The organism is Streptomyces sp. NBC_00249 (genome assembly GCF_026342355.1).
Lineage (GTDB): Bacteria > Actinomycetota > Actinomycetes > Streptomycetales > Streptomycetaceae > Streptomyces.
Genome location: NZ_JAPEMV010000002.1, coordinates 90,699 through 107,961, shown reverse-complemented (window position 1 = coordinate 107,961; position 17,263 = coordinate 90,699). Strand labels below are relative to the sequence as shown.

Here is a 17,263-nt window from a genome sequence, read left to right as displayed (position 1 = left end):
TGCCGCCCAGGTCGACGATCTCCGAGGTGGGGGCGCTGCAATGGGCGGAACGCGGGCAAGCGGTAGCAATTCCATACGCGGTACCGGTGATGGCCGCGGCGGCCTCGGCAACACGTTGTCGGGGATCGTCGTGGCCATCGGCTTCGTGCTCTTCGTCGGCGGTTTCGGCTGGGGCGCGCTCCTGTACCAGCCGTACACGGTGCCGACGGACTCGATGGTGCCGACGGTGCGTCCCGGCGACCGGGTGCTGGCGCAGCGGATCGACGGCGCCGAGGTCCACCGCGGCGACGTGGTCGTCTTCAAGGACTCCGTGTGGAGCGCCTCGCCCATGGTGAAGCGGGTGGTGGCCGTCGGCGGCGACACCGTGGCCTGCTGCGGTCAGGGCGGCCGGCTGACCGTGAACGGCAAGGAACTGGACGAGCCGTACCTCGCCCCTGAGGAGACCGTCGCGGGCGCCCCTCCGGTGGGGGCCTCGCAGAGGCGGTTCGAGGTGAAGGTGCCCGAGGGGAACCTCTTCCTGATGGGCGACCGGCGCGGGGGGTCCCTGGACTCCCGGGCGCACCTCGAGGAGGCCGGACAGGGCACCGTCCCCCGCTCGGCGGTCGAGGCCCGGGTGGACGCGGTGGCGTGGCCCTCGATGAGCATGCTGGAGCGGCCCGCGCCGTACGCCGCCCTGCCCGGCGGCGTCTCCAGCCCCGGCCCGCTGCGGCTCCAGGTGGCGGCGGTGGTGGCCGGAGCCGCGCTGGTGCTCCTGGGAGCCGCGTACGGGCCGCTCGTACGCGTCCTGGGGCTCGGGCGGCGGGAGCGCGCCGGTGCCCGCTGAGCCGTCCGGGGCGGAGCCCCGCAAGGTGGCCCGGGTGATCCTGCTGGACCCCGAGGACCGGATCCTGCTGCTGCACGGCTTCGAACCGGCCGACCCCGGCGACAGCTGGTGGTTCACCCCCGGCGGCGGGCTGGAGGGGGACGAGAGCCGGGAGCAGGCGGCGCTGCGCGAGCTCGCGGAGGAGACGGGGATCACAGAGGTGGAGCTGGGGCCGGTCCTGTGGCACCGGTACTGCGCCTTCCCCTTCGACGGGAGGCGCTGGGAGCAGGACGAGTGGTACTTCCTGGCCCGTACCGACCGGACGGCCACGGCCATGGACGGGCTCACCGAGCTGGAGCGGCGCAGCGTCACCGGGGCGAGATGGTGGACCTCCGAGGAACTTCTCGCGGCGCGTGAGACGGTGTACCCGACCAAGCTCGCCGAGCTGTTTCGCACACTGCTCGACGAGGGTCCCCCGGGTGCTCCGGTGGTCCTGCCCCCGGAAATCGTTTAGGGGCGCACGGCGCTGGCGCACAATAGGGGGACGCACGGCTGAAGGGGAACATGCCATGAGCGCCGAGGACCTCGAGAAGTACGAGACCGAGATGGAGCTGAAGCTCTATCGGGAGTACCGCGACGTCGTCGGGCTGTTCAAGTACGTGATCGAGACCGAACGTCGTTTCTACCTCACCAACGACTACGAGATGCAGGTGCACTCGGTCCAGGGGGAGGTGTTCTTCGAGGTGTCGATGGCGGACGCCTGGGTCTGGGACATGTACCGGCCCGCCCGCTTCGTCAAGCAGGTGCGGGTGCTGACCTTCAAGGACGTGAACATCGAGGAGCTCAACAAGAGCGACCTCGAACTGCCGGGCGGCTGACGGCACCGAGGGGGCTGACGGCCCGGGATCACTCCTGAGGGTGAGCGGGTTGTCCACAACGCCCCGGTTGTCCACCAAGATCCACACGGTGGGCGGGGACGCGGGAGTGTCGGTGCCGGAGGTGGTGCCGGATGAACGCGAAGGGCGTGGCACAGCAGGCATTGGGGCGGTACGGCGAGGAGCTCGCGGCGCGGCGGCTGACCGAGTCCGGGATGACGGTGATCGCCCGGAACTGGCGGTGCCGGGCGGGCGAGATCGACATCGTCGCGCGGGACGGGGACGCCCTCGTCGTGTGCGAGGTCAAGACGCGCCGGGCGGGGGACTTCGAACACCCCATGGCCGCAGTCCGGGCCGGCAAGGCCGAGCGGCTGCGCCGGCTCGCCGGGCGCTGGCTGGCCGACCACGGGGGACCGCCGCCGGGCGGGGTGCGGATCGACCTGGTCGCGGTCCTGCTGCCACGGCGCGGTGCGGCCCTGGTGGAACACGTCAGGGGGGTGGCCTGATGGGGTTCGCGCGGGCCTGCTCGGTGGCCCTGGTGGGCGTCGAGGGCGTGGTGGTCGAGGTCCAGGCCGATCTGGAGCCCGGGGTCGCCGCCTTCACCCTGGTGGGGCTGCCCGACAAGACCCTCGTCGAGAGCCGGGACCGGGTGCGGGCCGCCGTGGTCAACTCCGGCGCCCAGTGGCCGCAGAAGAAGCTGACCGTCGGGCTCAGCCCGGCGTCCGTACCGAAGTCCGGGGCCCATTTCGACCTGGCCGTCGCGGCGGCCGTCCTGGGCGCCGCCGAGGTGGTCGACCCCGGGGCCATCGCCGACCTGGTGCTGATCGGGGAGCTCGGCCTCGACGGCCGGGTGCGCCCGGTGCGCGGGATCCTGCCGGCGGTGCTCGCCGCCGCGGAGGCCGGGTACCGGCAGGTGGTGGTTCCTCAGCAGTGCGCCGCCGAGGCGGGCTTGGTGCCCGACGTCTCGGTGCTGGGCGTGCGCAGCCTGCGGCAGCTGATCGCGGTGCTGACCGACGGGGTGGTGCCCGAGGAGGAGCCGGCCGGGCGGGCGGGGCGCCCCGACGCGATGCTGGCGGGGCTGGTCGTCCCGGGCGCCGGACTCGGTACGGGCCTGACCCGGGGCGGGAGCGACTGCGCCGACTTCCCCGACCTCGCCGACGTCGCGGGGCAGCACGGCGCCCGCCGCGCCCTGGAGGTGGCGGCCTCCGGGGGCCACCACCTCTTCCTCAGCGGGCCCCCGGGCGCCGGCAAGACGATGCTCGCCGAGCGGCTGCCGTGGCTCCTGCCCCCGCTCTCGCGCCAGGACTCGCTGGAGGTGACGGCCGTCCACTCCGTCGCGGGGATCCTCCCGCCCGGCGAACCGCTGGTCGGGCGGCCCCCGTACTGCGCCCCGCACCACTCCGCGACCATGCAGTCCCTGGTCGGCGGCGGCGCCGGGATCCCCCGGCCGGGGGCGGTCTCCCTGGCGCACCGCGGCGTGCTCTTCCTCGACGAGGCCGCCGAGTTCAGCGGCAAGACCCTCGACGCGCTGCGGCAGCCCCTGGAGGCCGGGCACGTGGTCATCGCCCGGGCCGCCGGGGTGGTGCGGCTCCCGGCAAGGTTCCTGATGGTCCTCGCGGCGAACCCCTGCCCCTGCGGCCGCCACACCCTGCACGGGGCGGGCTGCGAATGCCCCGCCTCGGTGATCCGCCGCTACCAGGCCCGGCTGTCGGGGCCGCTGCTCGACCGGGTGGACCTGCGGGTGGAGGTCGAGCCCGTCACCCGCTCCGACCTGCTGGGCCGGGGCGGCCGGGGGGAGGCCACGGCGACCGTCGCCGACCGGGTCCGCGAAGCCCGCGACCGGGCCGCCGCCCGGCTCCAGGACACCCCCTGGCGGCTCAACTCCGAGGTCCCCGGGCACGAACTGCGCACCCGCTGGCCCGCCGGTCCGGGCGCGCTCGCCCAGGCCGAGCGGGACATGGAGCGCGGGCTGCTCACCGCCCGGGGGCTGGACCGGGTGCTGCGGGTCGCCTGGACCGTCGCCGACCTGAGAGGACACGACCGGCCCGACGTGCTGGACGTGGCCGTCGCCCTGGAACTGCGCACCGGGATCGCCCGGGGGGCGACCCTGGCTCTGGGGGCCGGCTCATGACGCCCGAGGGGCAGCCGGATCCGGAGGTCCTGGCCCGGGCCGCGCTGACCAGGGTGCTGGAGCCGGGGGAGGAGCACGGCGGGCGCTGGCTGCGGGAGACCGGGGCGGTGGAGGTGATGCGGCTCCTCACCGGACCCGACCCGCAGCCGGCCGCCCTGAGCGGGGTGGGGCCGGAACGGCTCGCCGGGTACCGCCGGCGGGCCGCCCTCGCCGAACCGGGCCGCGACCTGGCGGCAGCCGCCGAGTCGGGCGGCCGGTTCGTCTGCCCGGGGTCGCCGGAGTGGCCGACCCAGCTCGACGACCTCGGCGACGCCAGGCCCGTCGGGCTGTGGCTGCGCGGCAGACCGCATCTGCGGACCTGGGCGCTGCGCTCGGTCGCCGTGGTCGGGGCCCGGGCCTGCACCCCGTACGGGGCCCACATGGCCCAGACCCTGGCCGCCGGGCTCGCCGAGCGCGGCTGGGTCGTGGTCTCCGGAGCGGCCTACGGGATCGACGGGGCCGCCCACCGGGGCGCCCTCGCCTCCGGCGGCGCCACGGCCGCGGTACTCGCCTGCGGGGTCGACGTCAGCTACCCCCGGGGCCACGCCGGGCTCCTCGGCCGGATCACCCGCCAGGGGCTGGTGGTCGGCGAACTGCCGCCCGGCTCCCACCCCACCCCGAGCCGGTTCGTGCTGCGCAACCGGGTCATCGCCGCCCTCACCCGGGGGACGGTGGTCGTGGAGGCCGCCCACCGCAGCGGCTCCCTCGTCACCGCCCGCCGCGCCCAGCGGCTCGGCCGCCTCACCATGGGCGTCCCCGGCCCCGCCACCAGCGGCCTCTCGGCGGGGGTGCACGAGCTGCTGCGGGGTGAAGCCGTCCTGGTCACGGACGCCGCCGAGGTGATCGAGCTGGTCGGCGCGATGGGCGAACTGGCCCCCGAGCGGCGCGGCCCCGTCCTCCCCCGTGACCTGCTGGACCGGGACACGGCGCGGGTGCTGGAGGCGCTCCCCGGCGAACGCCCCGCAGGGCTCGACGAGATCGCCCTCGCGGCGGGCACCGGAACCGATGAAGTCATCGGCAGACTGTACGAACTTCACTCTCTGGGGTTCGTCGAACGGCAGGGCGACGGCTGGAAGTTGACCAGGTCAGAGGCGGGAGAGGGGGTGCAATCCGCGGGCACCCGGCGAGGCGGTCGTTGACCTGGGGCGTTCCGGTGAAAGAGTGAAGGCGATGAGAGACGCGGTCTTCCCGGTGCCACCCGCCGGGACCGTGCGCCAGGCGCCGGTCCCGGGTCGCCCGCGCGAGTCCGGGCGCCCGTCGCCCGTCGCGGGATCCCGTACTCTTCGCGCACCGCGACACTTCCGTCACGCTACGCTCCCAAGGAATCCCGCTCCGGCAAAGGCGAAGCATGCCCCAGCACACCTCAGGGTCCGACCGCGCTGCGGTGCCCCCCGCTGCCCGTGGCAGCGTGCGGTCCACCGCGCCCTCGTCCCTGGAGGTGCTCTGGCGCTCATACAAGGAGTCGGGTGACGAGCGGCTGCGGGAACAGCTGATCCTGCACTACTCGCCCCTGGTCAAATACGTGGCGGGCCGGGTCAGCGTGGGCCTGCCGCCCAATGTGGAACAGGCCGACTTCGTCTCCTCCGGCGTCTTCGGCCTGATCGACGCGATCGAGAAGTTCGACATCGAGCGGTCCATCAAGTTCGAGACGTACGCGATCACCCGGATCCGGGGCGCGATGATCGACGAACTGCGGGCGCTCGACTGGATCCCGCGCTCCGTGCGGCAGAAGGCGCGGTCCGTGGAGCGCGCCTACGCCACGCTGGAGGCCCAGCTGCGGCGGACCCCGACCGAGAGCGAGGTCGCGGGGGAGATGGGCATCGGCGTCGAGGAACTCCACACGGTCTTCAGCCAGTTGTCCCTCGCCAACGTGGTCGCCCTGGAGGAGCTGCTGCACGTCGGCGGGGAGGGCGGCGACCGCCTCTCGCTGATGGACACCCTGGAGGACCACGCCGCCGACAACCCGGTGGAGGTGGCCGAGGACCGCGAACTGCGCCGCCTGCTCGCACGGGCCATCAACACCCTTCCCGAGCGCGAGAAGACGGTCGTGACCCTCTACTACTACGAGGGCCTCACCCTCGCCGAGATCGGCAACGTCCTCGGCGTCACCGAGAGCCGGGTCAGCCAGATCCACACGAAATCCGTGCTCCAGCTGCGGGCGAAACTTGCCGATGTCGGCCGGTGACCGGCCGACCCCGCAACCGGCCTTGCGCACCCTCCGTACAGTGGTGACGTGCCCAGGATTCGAGCGGCCTCCGTGGCCGAGCACCGGTCGATGCAGCGTGGCGCCCTCTTGGACGCCGCGCGCTCCCTGCTGTCCGAAGGCGGAACGGAAGCGCTGACCTTCCCCGCCCTCGCCGAGCGCACCGGGCTCGCCCGGTCGTCCGTGTACGAGTACTTCCGGTCCCGCGCGGCCGTCGTCGAAGAGCTGTGCGCGGTGGACTTCCCCGTGTGGGCGGCCGAGATCGAGGCGGCGATGGAGGCCGCGCCGACGCCGGAGGCCAAGATCGAGGCGTACGTGCGCAGTCAGCTCGGACTGGTCGGCGACCGCCGCCACCGGGCCGTGGTGGCGATCTCCGCCAGCGAGCTCGACGCGGGCGCGCGGGAGAAGATCCGCGCCGCGCACGGCGGCCTGGTGGCGATGATCGTCGAGGCGCTCGGCACGCTGGGCCTGGCGCAGCCGCGGCTGGCCGCCATGCTGCTCCAGGGCGTCGTGGACGCCGCGGTGCGCCGCATCGAGCTCGGCGCCGCCGAGGGCCCGGACGTCATCACCGAGACCGCCGTCGCCATGGCCCTGCGGGGCGTGACCGGCGCCTGACCGCCCGAGGGCTAAGGGCCGTCCGCCGGCAGCAGCCGGGGCGTGGGGCGGGGGAGCAGGGTCAGCGGGTCGAGGTACTCGCGCTCGCCGGCCAGCAGGCCCCAGTGCAGGCACGGGTCCGGACAGTGGGAGCCCTCCGTCAGGACCGCCACCACCTGCCCGGCCGTGACCGCCTCACCCTCCGTGACCAGCGGCCGCACCGGCTCGTAGGTCGTGCGCAGGCCGCCCGGCAGCGTGAGGGAGAGCACCCCGCGCCCCGCGACCGGCCCGGCGAAGTGGACCCGGCCGGGCCCGACGGCCCGTAGCTCCGCGCCCACCGGGGCCGACAGGTCCACGCCCCGGTGCCCGGCCGCGTAGGGGGTCGGCGGCGGGTCCCACCACCGCGCCACCGACAGCGGAGCGGGCAGCGGGCGCACCCCCGCGGTGAAGGTCTGGGCCAGGGCCAGGAGCAGGCTGAGCAGCAGTGTCGTCATGCCCCACAGCGTCCCGCGCGGGCCGGGGCGGGCGCCCGCGCCTGTGGACGGCGGGCCGGGTGTGGACAACGGCGTCACCCGGCATACCGCTCGGTCCCGTACACTTCTTGTGGCGATCCGGGTCACCGGGTCGACTTCGCACGCCCCAGCACCGGCCCGGAACGGCCTGGTGAAAGCGTCTCTCGGTCCCTCACACGGGGCAGGGCGCGGCGGGGCGTCAGGAACCAAACCGAGAAAACAAGGAGATGGCCATGGCCGTCGTAACGATGCGGGAGCTGCTGGAAAGCGGCGTCCACTTCGGTCACCAGACCCGTCGCTGGAACCCGAAGATGAAGCGCTTCATCTTCACCGAGCGCAACGGCATCTACATCATCGACCTGCTCCAGTCGCTGTCGTACATCGACCGCGCCTACGAGTTCGTGAAGGAGACCGTCGCGCACGGTGGCTCCATCATGTTCGTCGGTACGAAGAAGCAGGCGCAGGAGGCCATCGCCGAGCAGGCGACGCGCGTCGGCATGCCGTACGTCAACCAGCGCTGGCTCGGTGGCATGCTCACCAACTTCTCCACCGTCTACAAGCGCCTCCAGCGTCTGAAGGAGCTTGAGGCGATCGACTTCGAGGACGTCGCCGCCTCGGGTCTCACCAAGAAGGAGCTCCTGGTCCTCTCCCGCGAGAAGACCAAGCTGGAGAAGACCCTCGGTGGTATCCGCGAGATGTCGAAGGTTCCCAGCGCCGTCTGGATCGTCGACACCAAGAAGGAGCACATCGCGGTCGGTGAGGCGCGCAAGCTGCACATCCCGGTCGTCGCGATCCTCGACACCAACTGCGACCCCGACGAGGTCGACTACAAGATCCCGGGCAACGACGACGCGATCCGCTCCGTCACCCTGCTCACCCGCGTGATCGCCGACGCCGTCGCCGAGGGCCTCATCGCCCGTTCCGGTGCCGCCACTGGCGACTCGAAGCCGGGCGAGAAGGCCGCCGCCGAGCCGCTCGCCGAGTGGGAGCGCGACCTGCTCGAGGGTGACAAGAAGGCCGACGACGCCGCCGAGGCCCCCGCGGCCGAGGCCGTTGTCGAGACCGAGGCCCCCGCGGCCGAGGTCGTCGCCGAGGCCGTCGTCGAGGCTCCGGCCGCCGACGCCGAGCAGGCCTGACCCACTGAGAGCGCCCGGCGTTCATCCGCCGGGCACTCGCAGCACGGACGATGACGGCGGGGGAGCCGCGCCACGAGCGCGGCGCCTCCGCCGTTCACCCGTAGATCTACGACTTCGAGAGAGAATCACAGACTCATGGCGAACTACACCGCCGCTGACGTCAAGAAGCTCCGCGAGCTCACCGGCGCCGGCATGCTGGACTGCAAGAACGCGCTCGTCGAGGCCGAAGGTGATGTCACCAAGGCCAACGAGATCCTGCGCGTCAAGGGCCTGAAGGGTGTCGCCAAGCGCGAGGGCCGTTCCGCCGAGAACGGTGCCGTCACCTCCCTGATCGCCGCGGACGCCACCTCCGGCGTGCTGCTCGAGCTCAAGTGCGAGACCGACTTCGTCGCCAAGAGCGAGAAGTTCCTGGCCGTCGCCGACGAGCTCGCCGCCCACGTGGCCGCCACCTCCCCGGCGGACATCGAGGCGCTGCTGGCTTCCGAGATCAAGGCCGGCCAGACCGTCCAGGCGTTCGTGGACGAGGCCAACGCCAACCTCGGCGAGAAGATCGTCCTGGACCGCTTCGCGCAGTACCAGGGTGCCTTCGTGGCCTCCTACATGCACCGCACCATGCCCGACCTGCCCCCGCAGATCGGTGTCCTGGTCGAGCTGGACAAGGCCGACGCCGACCTGGCCAAGGGCATCGCCCAGCACATCGCCGCGTTCGCGCCGAAGTACCTGACCGCCGACGAGGTCCCGGCCGAGGTCGTCGAGTCCGAGCGCCGCGTCGCCGAAGAGGTCACCCGCGCCGAGGGCAAGCCCGAGGCCGCGATCGCCAAGATCGTCGAGGGTCGCGTCAACGGCTTCTTCAAGGACGTCACGCTCCTTGGCCAGCCCTACGCGCTGGACAACAAGAAGTCCGTCCAGAAGGTTCTGGACGAGGCCGGTGTCACCCTGAAGCGCTTCGCGCGCATCAAGGTCGGCATCTGAGTCCGTCCGTACACGACGGACACCGGACCCCGGTAGGGTCTGAAGCAGTCGTCCGCGCTCGCGCGAGGCGACCGCAGATCTGACGAGGAGGCCATTGCCGTAGAGGGAACCGCAAGGACCCACCGGCAATGGCCTTCTTCGTATGTGCACGAGGAGATCTCCATGAATCAGGGCGTGGACCCCCACACCGCTTCCGACGACAAGAGCGACCACGAGAAGAAGGGTCGCCGCTTCATGCTGAAGCTCTCGGGCGAAGCCTTCTCCGGCGGCGGCGGGCTGGGCGTCGACCCTGACGTCGTGCACGCCATCGCCCGTGAGATCGCGGCCGTGGTCCGTGACGGCGCGGAGATCGCGATCGTCATCGGCGGCGGAAACTTCTTCCGCGGCGCTGAGCTGCAGCAGCGCGGCATGGACCGGGCCCGGTCCGACTACATGGGCATGCTCGGCACCGTCATGAACTGCCTCGCCCTCCAGGACTTCCTGGAGAAGGAAGGCATCGACAGCCGAGTCCAGACCGCCATCACCATGGGCCAGGTCGCGGAGCCGTACATCCCGCTGCGCGCCGTGCGGCACCTGGAGAAGGGCCGCGTCGTCATCTTCGGCGCCGGCATGGGCATGCCCTACTTCTCCACCGACACCACGGCCGCCCAGCGCGCCCTGGAGATCGACGCCGAGGCCCTCCTCATGGGCAAGAACGGCGTCGACGGGGTCTACGACTCCGACCCGAAGAAGAACCCGGACGCCGTGAAGTTCGACGCGCTGGAGTACAGCGAGGTGCTGTCCCGGGACCTCAAGGTCGCCGACGCCACGGCCATCACGCTGTGCCGCGACAACAAGCTGCCGATCCTGGTCTTCGAACTGCTCGCCGAGGGCAATATCGCCCGCGCCGTCAAGGGTGAGAAGATCGGCACGCTCGTGAGCGACCAGGGCACCCGGGCCTGAGCGGTCCGCCGCCGGGCCCCCCGGGGCCCGGTCCGGACGGCCCGCCCCGCCCCGCCCGCCCGAACCATCCATATCTGACATGCAGGAGCACGTGGTGATCGAAGAAATCCTCCTCGAGGCCGAGGAGAAGATGGAGAAGGCCGTCGTCGTCGCGAAGGAAGACTTCGCCGCGATTCGCACGGGCCGTGCGCACCCGGCGATGTTCAACAAGATCGTGGCGGACTACTACGGTGCCATCACGCCCATCAACCAGCTGGCCTCCTTCGCGGTGCCCGAGCCGCGCATGGCGATCGTGACGCCGTTCGACGCGTCCGCGCTGCGCAACATCGAGCAGGCCATCCGCGACTCCGACCTCGGTGTCAACCCGAGCAACGACGGCCGCATCATCCGGGTGACCTTCCCCGAGCTGACGCAGGACCGCCGCAAGGAGTACATCAAGGTCGCGAAGAACAAGGCCGAGGACTCCAAGGTCTCCATCCGCGCCGTCCGCCGCAAGGCGAAGGACGCCCTTGACAAGCTCGTCAAGGACAAGGAGGCCGGCGAGGACGAGGTGCGCCGCGCCGAGAAGGAGCTCGACGACACCACCGCGAAGTACGTCGCGCAGGTGGACGAGCTGCTCAAGCACAAGGAAGCCGAGCTCCTCGAGGTCTGATGAACGACTCTCCCTGGGCCGCGGAGCCGGTTCCGGCGGGTCCCGCATACGATGCGCTGGTGGGCCCGCAGACTCGGCCCATGCCCATCGTGCCCGATGCCGCCGGCCGTGACTTCGACGACCGGGAAGCACGCGATCGGGGGGCCGCCTTCGTCGGCGGCCCCCCGTTCCGCGCCGAGATGCCGCCGCAGGAGCCCATGCCCAGCCCCCCGCCTCCGCCTTCGCAGGCACCGCAGGACGCCTCGCCCCCGCCGCCGAAGAAGCGCGCGGGGCGGGATCTGCGTGCCGCCATAGGGGTCGGCGTCGGCCTCGGTGCGGTGATCTTCGCTTCCCTGTTCATCGTCAAGGCCGTCTTCGTCGGCGTCGTCGTCGTGGCGGTCGTCGTGGGCCTGTGGGAGCTCACCTCCCGGCTCCAGGAGAAGAAGGGCATCAAGGCTCCGCTCGTACCGCTCGCGGTCGGCGGTGCGGCGATGGTCATCGCCGGCTACGTCCGGGGGGCCGAGGGCGCCTGGGTGGCCATGGCGCTGACGGCCCTTGCGGTCCTGGTGTGGCGGATGACGGAACCGCCCGAGGACTACCTCAAGGACGTCACGGCGGGTGTCTTCGCCGCGTTCTACGTGCCCTTTCTGGCCACCTTCGTCGCGATGCTGCTCACCGCCGACGACGGCCCGCAGCGCGTGGTCACCTTCCTGGTCCTGACCGTGGTCAGCGACACGGGGGCCTACGCGGTCGGCTGGCGCTTCGGCAAGACCAAGCTCGCCCCGCGCATCAGCCCCGGCAAGACCCGCGAGGGGCTCTTCGGGGCGGTGGCCTTCGCGATGGTGGCCGGCGCGCTGTGCATGGAGTTCCTGATCGACGGCGGCGCCTGGTGGCAGGGCCTGCTGCTGGGCCTCACGGTCGCGGTCAGTGCCACCCTGGGCGACCTCGGCGAGTCGATGATCAAGCGGGACCTGGGCATCAAGGACATGGGCACCCTGCTCCCGGGCCACGGCGGCATCATGGACCGGCTGGACTCGCTGCTGCCGACGGCCCCGGTGGTGTGGCTGCTGCTGGCGGCGTTCGTCGGTACCGGCTGAACCTGCTGCCCACGGCCCGCGCGGCCCTCGCCGGGACTGGCTGAGCTGCGGAAAGGCGTCGTGAGACGCCGGGCGGTTACTCTTGAAAGGCGCGCTGCTTCTGCGGCGCGCCTTTCGTCTTACAAGGAGTACCTGCCATGGCCCGCCCTGTTCCGGGAGAGCTCACCTTCGTCGCCCCTCGCGGGGCCAAGAAGCCGCCCCGGCACCTCGCCGACCTCACCCCGGCCGAGCGCCGGGAGGCGGTGGCCGCGATCGGCGAGAAGCCGTTCCGGGCCAAGCAGCTCTCGCAGCACTACTTCGCCCGCTACGCGCACGACCCGGCGGAGTGGACGGACATCCCCGCCGGCTCCCGCGAGAAGCTCCAGCAGGAGCTGCTGCCGGACCTGATGAACGTGGTCCGGCACATCAGCTGTGACAACGACACCACCCGCAAGACGCTGTGGAAGCTGCACGACGGCACCCTCGTGGAGTCGGTGCTGATGCGCTACCCCGACCGGGTGACCATGTGCATCTCCTCGCAGGCCGGCTGCGGTATGAACTGCCCGTTCTGCGCGACCGGCCAGGCCGGTCTGGACCGCAACCTCTCCACCGCCGAGATCGTGCACCAGATCGTCGACGGCATGCGCGCCCTGCGCGACGGAGAGGTCCCCGGCGGCCCGGCCCGCCTCTCCAACATCGTCTTCATGGGCATGGGCGAGCCGCTCGCCAACTACAACCGCGTCGTCGGCGCCATCCGCCGGCTCACCGACCCCGAGCCCGACGGCCTCGGCCTCTCGCAGCGCGGCATCACCGTCTCCACCGTCGGCCTGGTCCCGGCCATGCTGCGGTTCGCCGACGAGGGCTTCAAGTGCCGCCTCGCCGTCTCGCTGCACGCGCCCGACGACGAGCTGCGCGACACCCTGGTGCCGGTCAACACCCGCTGGAACGTCCGCGAGGTGCTCGACGCGGCCTGGGAGTACGCCGAGAAGTCCGGCCGCCGGATCTCCATCGAGTACGCCCTGATCCGCGACATCAACGACCAGGCCTGGCGTGGTGACCTGCTCGGCCGCCTGCTCAAGGGCAAGCGCGTGCACGTCAACCTGATCCCGCTGAACCCGACGCCGGGCTCGAAGTGGACCGCCTCGCGCCCCGAGGACGAGAAGGCCTTCGTCGAGGCCATCGCCCGCCACGGCGTGCCGGTGACCGTGCGCGACACCCGCGGTCAGGAGATCGACGGGGCCTGCGGCCAGCTGGCGGCCTCGGAGCGCTAGATTCCGGCCACGGAGATGCATATTCGGCCACGGGGTACCCTGTGGCCGAACCAATTTCATATTCCGACAGGGGAGCGCCACAGCGCTGAGAGTGCGGTAACCGTCATCCGCAGACCCTCTGAACCTCGCCCCGGTCATTCGGGGTAGGAAGTTCGGTCATCACTCAAGCTGTTGCGCCCTGCCCGGCGTCCGCTCCCGGAAGAGCGCCGGGCAGGGCCGCGTCTTCTCCTGGTCATCCCAGGAGGAATTCACCAGTGAGCACCACCAAGAAGATCGCGGGCGCCGCGCTCGCGGCAGCCCTGGGCGTCACCGCGCTCAGCGCCTGCGGCGGCACGGACGCCAAGGACAAGCCGGCCGGCGCGAGCGACGCCCCGAAGTCCAAGACGATCACCCTGGTCTCCCACGACTCCTTCAACGTGACCGACACGGTCCTCAAGGAGTTCGAGCAGCAGAGCGGCTACACGGTCAAGGTCCTGAAGTCCGGCGACGCCGGCGCGGCCCTCAACCAGGAGATCCTCACCAAGGGCTCCCCGCGCGGCGACGTCTTCTTCGGCGTGGACAACACCCTGCTCTCGCGCGCCCTCGACAACGGGATCTTCACCCCGTACGAGGCCAAGGGCCTGGCCGAGGTCAAGCCCGAGTACGTGCTCGACAAGGAGCACCGGGTCACCCCCGTCGACTCCGGCGACATCTGCGTCAACTACGACAAGGCCTACTTCGCCGACAAGAAGATCGCCCCGCCGCAGACGCTGGACGACCTGCTGAAGCCGGAGTACAAGAACCTCCTCGTCACCGAGAACGCCGCGACCTCCTCGCCCGGCCTCGGCTTCCTCCTCGCCTCCGTCGGCAAGTACGGGGAGGACGGCTGGAAGGACTACTGGAGCAAGCTCAAGGCCAACGGCGTCGAGGTCGTCGACGGCTGGGAGCAGGCCTACAACGAGCGCTTTTCCGGCTCCGCCGGCGGAAAGAAGGCCAAGGGCGACCGCCCGCTGGTCGTCTCCTACGCCTCCAGCCCGCCGGTCGAGGTCCTGTACGGCGAGCCGCAGCCGGCCGAGGCCCCCACGGGCGTGGCCACCGGCACCTGCTTCCGCCAGGTCGAGTTCGCGGGCCTGCTGAAGGGCGCGAAGAACGAGCAGGGCGGCAAGGCGCTCCTCGACTTCCTGGTGAGCAAGAAGTTCCAGGAGGACATGCCGCTCCAGATGTTCGTGAACCCGGTCGTCAAGGACGCGAAGCTGCCGGAGATCTTCACGAAGCACGGTGTGGTCGTCGAGAAGCCGGAGACGGTCGCCCCCGACGCCATCGCCAAGAACCGTGAGCAGTGGGTCAAGGCATGGTCCTCGCTCGTCGTGAAGTAGAGCGCGAGCGCACCCCGAAGGAGGGCGGGCGGGCCACGGCCGTCCGGCTGGGCCTGATGGCCGTGCCGCTCGCCTTCTTCGGGCTGTTCTTCGCCTACCCCGTGGCCGCGATCGTCGGCCGCGGGCTCAGGACGGACGAGGGCTGGCAGTTCGGCCGGATCGGCGAGGTCCTGGCCCGGCCCGACATCGCCGGCGTCCTGTGGTTCACCACCTGGCAGGCCCTCGCCTCGACCGCGCTGACCCTGCTGGTGGCGCTGCCCGGGGCGTACGTCTTCGCGCGCTTCGAGTTCCCCGGCAAGCAGTTCCTGCGCGCCCTGGTCACCGTGCCGTTCGTGCTGCCGACGGTGGTCGTCGGCACGGCCTTCCTGGCGCTGGTCGGGCGGGGCGGGCTGCTCGACGAGCTGTGGGGCGTGCGGCTGGACACCACCGTCTGGGCGATCCTGCTCGCCCACGTCTTCTTCAACTACGCCGTCGTCGTGCGGACGGTCGGCGGGCTGTGGGCGCAGCTGGACCCGCGCCAGGAGGAGGCCGCCCGGGTGCTGGGCGCCGGACGGTTCGGGGCCTGGCGGCGGGTGACGCTGCCCGCGCTCGGGCCGGCGGTGGCGGCCGCCACGCTGATGGTCTTCCTCTTCACCTTCACCTCGTTCGGCGTCGTGCAGATCCTCGGCGGCCCCTCGTACTCCACCCTGGAGGTGGAGGTCTACCGGCAGACCGCGCAGCTGCTGGACCTGCCGACGGCCGCCGTGCTGACCATGGTGCAGTTCGCGGCCGTGGGGCTGATCCTCGCCGTGCACGCCTGGACGGTGCGCCGGCGGGAGACCGCCCTGCGGCTCGTGGACCCCGCGCGCACCGCGCACCGGCCGCGCGGCTGGGCGCAGCGGGGCCTGCTGGGCGGGGTGCTGCTGACGGTGGCGCTGCTGATCGTGGCCCCGCTGGCCGTGCTGGTGGAACGGTCCTTCGACGCGCCCGGCGGGTACGGGCTCGGCTTCTACCGGGCGCTGCAGGACGCGGGCGCCGGTGGCGGAACGTTTCTGGTGCCGCCGCTCGAAGCCATCTGGAACTCCCTCCAGTACGCGCTGGCCGCCACCGCCATCGCCCTGCTGATCGGGGGGCTCGCCGCGGCCGCGCTGACCCGGCGCGGGGGCCGTTTCGTGCGGGGCTTCGACGCGTTGCTGATGCTGCCGCTCGGGGTGTCCGCCGTGACGGTCGGCTTCGGCTTCCTGATCACCCTGGACGAACCGCCGCTGGACCTGCGGACCTCGTGGATCCTGGTGCCGCTGGCGCAGGCCCTCGTAGGGGTGCCCTTCGTCGTACGGACCATGCTGCCGGTGCTGCGGGCGGTGGACGGGCGGCTGCGGGAGGCGGCGGCGGTGCTCGGCGCGTCCCCGCTGCGGGCCTGGCGCGAGGTGGACCTGCCGATGGTGCGCAGGGCGCTGCTGATCGCGGCCGGTTTCGCCTTCGCGGTCTCGCTCGGCGAGTTCGGGGCGACCGTGTTCATCGCCCGGCCGGACCACCCGACGCTGCCGGTGGCCGTGGCACGGCTGCTGGGGCGGGCCGGGGAGCTGAACTACGGGCAGGCCATGGCCCTGAGCACGATTCTGATGCTGGTGTGCGCGGTGTCCCTGCTGGTGCTGGAGCGACTGCGACCCGACAAGACCTCGGGAGAGTTCTGATGACCCTGCTCCGCCTCGAAGGGGTCACCGTCCGGTTCGGCGACCGGGCGGTGGTGGACCGCGTGGACCTGGAGGTCGCCGAGCACGAGACCGTGTGCGTCCTGGGCCCCAGCGGCAGCGGCAAGTCCACCCTGCTGAGGGTGGTGGCCGGGCTCCAGCCGGTGTCCGGCGGGCGGGTACTGCTCGGCGGCGCCGACCAGGCCGGGGTGCCGGTGCACCGGCGGGGCGTGGGCCTGATGTTCCAGGACCACCAGCTGTTCCCGCACCGGGACGTCGCCGGGAACGTCGCCTTCGGCCTGCGCATGCGGGGCACCTCCCGCCAGGCGTACGAGGCCCAGGTCGCGCAGCTCCTGGAGCTGGTCGGGCTCCCGGGAGCCCAGGGCCGCGCGGTGGCCTCCCTGTCCGGTGGCGAGCAGCAGCGGGTGGCCCTCGCCCGGGCCCTGGCCCCCTCACCCCGGCTGCTGATGCTCGACGAGCCGCTCGGCCAGCTGGACCGGGGCCTGCGCGAGCGGCTGGTGGTCGAGCTCCAGGGGCTGTTCACCCGCCTCGGCACCACCGTGCTCGCCGTCACCCACGACCAGGGCGAGGCCTTCGCGCTGGCCGACCGGGTCGTGGTGATGCGGGACGGGCGGATCGCCCAGACGGGGACCCCGCTGGAGGTGTGGAGCCGGCCGGCGTCCGAGTTCGTGGCGCGGTTCCTGGGCTTCGAGAACGTGGTCCCGGCGACCGTGTCGGGCGGCGCGGCCGACACCCCGTGGGGGAAGGTGCCCGTCCCGGACGGAACCCCCGACGGGGAGCGGCGGCTGCTGATCCGCCCGGCGGGCGTGGTGCTCGGCCCCGACGGCGGCCTGACCTGCGAGGTGGTCTCCCGCACCTTCCGCGGCACCCATGTGGCGCTGCTGCTGCGGCCCCCGGCGGGGCCGGTGCTGGAGGCCGAGTGCGAGCTGGCCACCGCCCCGGCCGCCGGCGACCGGGTGGCGGTGGCCTTCGCCCCGTCCGAGGTGGTCGTCCTCCCGGTGGCCGACGAGACGGTCTAGTGCTGTGACCGGAA

At 72.1% G+C, this 17,263-nt stretch carries 18 protein-coding genes and 1 riboswitch; of the genes, 17 read left to right on the top strand and 1 reads right to left on the bottom strand.

All coding sequences use genetic code 11. From position 1 onward, the window contains the following. Positions 1-40 precede the first annotated feature (40 nt). From lepB to OOK31_RS09260, 8 genes are all read left to right on the top strand, one after another. On the top strand, positions 41-823 hold the full coding sequence (lepB, locus tag OOK31_RS09295) for a signal peptidase I (RefSeq protein WP_267011961.1): 783 nt from the start codon (positions 41-43) through the stop codon (positions 821-823). Beyond that, positions 813-1,316, top strand: a complete 504-nt coding sequence (locus tag OOK31_RS09290; RefSeq protein ID WP_267011960.1) for an NUDIX hydrolase — start codon at positions 813-815, stop codon at positions 1,314-1,316. The genes lepB and OOK31_RS09290 overlap by 11 nt, the downstream gene beginning before the upstream one ends. A 55-nt stretch (positions 1,317-1,371) precedes the next feature. Further along, entirely contained in the window at positions 1,372-1,680 is a 309-nt protein-coding gene (locus tag OOK31_RS09285) for a DUF2469 domain-containing protein (protein ID WP_003965949.1), read from the top strand. Positions 1,681-1,811: 131 nt separating this feature from the next. Beyond that, positions 1,812-2,183 (top strand): YraN family protein, encoded by a 372-nt coding sequence (locus tag OOK31_RS09280; protein ID WP_267011959.1) that lies wholly within the window; start codon positions 1,812-1,814, stop codon positions 2,181-2,183. Then, positions 2,183-3,808: a YifB family Mg chelatase-like AAA ATPase gene (locus OOK31_RS09275; protein ID WP_267011958.1), complete on the top strand. Its 1,626-nt coding sequence runs from the start codon at positions 2,183-2,185 to the stop codon at positions 3,806-3,808. The genes OOK31_RS09280 and OOK31_RS09275 overlap by 1 nt, the downstream gene beginning before the upstream one ends. Continuing rightward, a complete protein-coding gene (gene dprA, locus OOK31_RS09270; RefSeq protein WP_267011957.1) occupies positions 3,805-4,986 on the top strand; it encodes a DNA-processing protein DprA in 1,182 nt (393 codons plus the stop codon). Before OOK31_RS09275 ends, dprA begins: the two co-directional genes overlap by 4 nt. Positions 4,987-5,195: 209 nt before the next feature. Further along, positions 5,196-6,032 carry an RNA polymerase sigma factor WhiG gene (whiG, locus tag OOK31_RS09265; protein ID WP_267011956.1) on the top strand — a complete coding sequence of 279 codons (837 nt, stop codon included), beginning with the start codon at positions 5,196-5,198 and terminating at the stop codon, positions 6,030-6,032. Positions 6,033-6,104: 72 nt separating this feature from the next. Further along, the gene (locus OOK31_RS09260) at positions 6,105-6,665 is read left to right on the top strand and encodes a TetR/AcrR family transcriptional regulator (protein WP_267012824.1); all 561 of its coding nucleotides are present in this window, start codon (positions 6,105-6,107) and stop codon (positions 6,663-6,665) included. An 11-nt stretch (positions 6,666-6,676) separates the two neighbouring features. Here the strand turns inward: OOK31_RS09260 and OOK31_RS09255 are convergent, their stop codons facing one another. Next, complete coding sequence (locus OOK31_RS09255) at positions 6,677-7,138, bottom strand: M23 family metallopeptidase (RefSeq protein WP_267011955.1); 462 nt, start codon at positions 7,136-7,138, stop codon at positions 6,677-6,679. A gap of 251 nt (positions 7,139-7,389) precedes the next feature. On the opposite strand from OOK31_RS09255, the gene rpsB reads away from it, so the two are divergent. The 9 genes from rpsB to OOK31_RS09210 all read left to right on the top strand — a co-directional run bounded on the left by rpsB (position 7,390) and on the right by OOK31_RS09210 (position 17,249). Further along, positions 7,390-8,292 (top strand): 30S ribosomal protein S2, encoded by a 903-nt coding sequence (rpsB, locus tag OOK31_RS09250; RefSeq protein ID WP_267011954.1) that lies wholly within the window; start codon positions 7,390-7,392, stop codon positions 8,290-8,292. Between the two features lie 135 nt (positions 8,293-8,427). Further along, a complete protein-coding gene (tsf, locus tag OOK31_RS09245; protein WP_267011953.1) occupies positions 8,428-9,264 on the top strand; it encodes a translation elongation factor Ts in 837 nt (278 codons plus the stop codon). A 162-nt stretch (positions 9,265-9,426) separates the two neighbouring features. Beyond that, a complete protein-coding gene (gene pyrH, locus OOK31_RS09240) occupies positions 9,427-10,206 on the top strand; it encodes a UMP kinase (RefSeq protein WP_267011952.1) in 780 nt (259 codons plus the stop codon). 94 nt (positions 10,207-10,300) lie between these two features. Then, the gene (gene frr / locus OOK31_RS09235; protein WP_267011951.1) at positions 10,301-10,858 is read left to right on the top strand and encodes a ribosome recycling factor; all 558 of its coding nucleotides are present in this window, start codon (positions 10,301-10,303) and stop codon (positions 10,856-10,858) included. Further along, entirely contained in the window at positions 10,858-11,934 is a 1,077-nt protein-coding gene (locus OOK31_RS09230) for a phosphatidate cytidylyltransferase (protein WP_267011950.1), read from the top strand. Before frr ends, OOK31_RS09230 begins: the two co-directional genes overlap by 1 nt. Before the next feature lie 137 nt (positions 11,935-12,071). Next, positions 12,072-13,184, top strand: coding sequence for a 23S rRNA (adenine(2503)-C(2))-methyltransferase RlmN (rlmN, locus tag OOK31_RS09225; protein WP_267011949.1), 1,113 nt, complete (start codon positions 12,072-12,074; stop codon positions 13,182-13,184). 58 nt (positions 13,185-13,242) lie between these two features. Then, a riboswitch (TPP riboswitch) is annotated at positions 13,243-13,352 on the top strand. Positions 13,353-13,438: 86 nt separating this feature from the next. Then, positions 13,439-14,539 carry a thiamine ABC transporter substrate binding subunit gene (locus tag OOK31_RS09220; protein WP_267011948.1) on the top strand — a complete coding sequence of 367 codons (1,101 nt, stop codon included), beginning with the start codon at positions 13,439-13,441 and terminating at the stop codon, positions 14,537-14,539. Between the two features lie 56 nt (positions 14,540-14,595). After that, positions 14,596-16,212: an iron ABC transporter permease gene (locus tag OOK31_RS09215; RefSeq protein ID WP_267012823.1), complete on the top strand. Its 1,617-nt coding sequence runs from the start codon at positions 14,596-14,598 to the stop codon at positions 16,210-16,212. Continuing rightward, positions 16,212-17,249, top strand: coding sequence for an ABC transporter ATP-binding protein (locus OOK31_RS09210; RefSeq protein WP_267011947.1), 1,038 nt, complete (start codon positions 16,212-16,214; stop codon positions 17,247-17,249). Before OOK31_RS09215 ends, OOK31_RS09210 begins: the two co-directional genes overlap by 1 nt. Positions 17,250-17,263 lie beyond the last annotated feature (14 nt).

Excerpts from the sequence above, each read along its gene's own strand:
- lepB (WP_267011961.1), top strand. The coding sequence starts at position 41 with ATGGGCGGAACGCGGGCAAGCGGTAGCAATTCCATACGCGGTACCGGT.
- OOK31_RS09285 (WP_003965949.1), top strand. The coding sequence starts at position 1,372 with ATGAGCGCCGAGGACCTCGAGAAGTACGAGACCGAGATGGAGCTGAAG.
- OOK31_RS09280 (WP_267011959.1), top strand. The coding sequence starts at position 1,812 with ATGAACGCGAAGGGCGTGGCACAGCAGGCATTGGGGCGGTACGGCGAG.
- OOK31_RS09275 (WP_267011958.1), top strand. The coding sequence starts at position 2,183 with ATGGGGTTCGCGCGGGCCTGCTCGGTGGCCCTGGTGGGCGTCGAGGGC.
- dprA (WP_267011957.1), top strand. The coding sequence starts at position 3,805 with ATGACGCCCGAGGGGCAGCCGGATCCGGAGGTCCTGGCCCGGGCCGCG.
- whiG (WP_267011956.1), top strand. The coding sequence starts at position 5,196 with ATGCCCCAGCACACCTCAGGGTCCGACCGCGCTGCGGTGCCCCCCGCT.
- OOK31_RS09255 (WP_267011955.1), bottom strand. The coding sequence starts at position 7,138 with ATGACGACACTGCTGCTCAGCCTGCTCCTGGCCCTGGCCCAGACCTTC.
- rpsB (WP_267011954.1), top strand. The coding sequence starts at position 7,390 with ATGGCCGTCGTAACGATGCGGGAGCTGCTGGAAAGCGGCGTCCACTTC.
- tsf (WP_267011953.1), top strand. The coding sequence starts at position 8,428 with ATGGCGAACTACACCGCCGCTGACGTCAAGAAGCTCCGCGAGCTCACC.
- pyrH (WP_267011952.1), top strand. The coding sequence starts at position 9,427 with ATGAATCAGGGCGTGGACCCCCACACCGCTTCCGACGACAAGAGCGAC.
- OOK31_RS09230 (WP_267011950.1), top strand. The coding sequence starts at position 10,858 with ATGAACGACTCTCCCTGGGCCGCGGAGCCGGTTCCGGCGGGTCCCGCA.
- rlmN (WP_267011949.1), top strand. The coding sequence starts at position 12,072 with ATGGCCCGCCCTGTTCCGGGAGAGCTCACCTTCGTCGCCCCTCGCGGG.
- OOK31_RS09215 (WP_267012823.1), top strand. The coding sequence starts at position 14,596 with ATGGCCGTGCCGCTCGCCTTCTTCGGGCTGTTCTTCGCCTACCCCGTG.
- OOK31_RS09210 (WP_267011947.1), top strand. The coding sequence starts at position 16,212 with ATGACCCTGCTCCGCCTCGAAGGGGTCACCGTCCGGTTCGGCGACCGG.